This window comes from Pollutimonas rozaliensis (genome assembly GCF_048751585.1).
In the GTDB taxonomy this organism is placed as follows: Bacteria; Pseudomonadota; Gammaproteobacteria; order Burkholderiales; family Burkholderiaceae_B.
In genome coordinates this window covers 1-247 of record NZ_JAZHOB010000288.1, presented here as the reverse complement: position 1 = coordinate 247, position 247 = coordinate 1, and the positions used below count along the sequence as shown (strand labels likewise).

At 67.6% G+C, this 247-nt stretch carries 1 protein-coding gene; it reads right to left on the bottom strand.

Annotated elements, in window-relative coordinates; translation table 11 throughout:
* Positions 1-247: hypothetical protein (locus tag V0R37_RS22940; RefSeq protein ID WP_420376670.1), on the bottom strand; the 247-nt coding region annotated here is incomplete at both ends.

Sequence of the window (247 nt, the reverse complement as noted above, 5' to 3'; positions counted from 1 at the left end):
CCGCCTTCGGCCAGCTGAACACGCTGGGCACCAGGGGTGCGCTCGTAGCCACCCTCGACCAGCTGAACACGCTGAGCACCGGGAGTGCGGTCGGAGCCGTCTTCGGCCAGTTGGATACGTTGAGCGCCCGGAGTACGTTCCGAGCCGTTCTCGGCCAGCGGAGCGATGGCTTGCTGTTGCACCTGGCTGTCCTTGGCTTCGCCCACCAGAGGGAAGGGCGCGCTGCTCGGAGCGGCGAATACGGCAG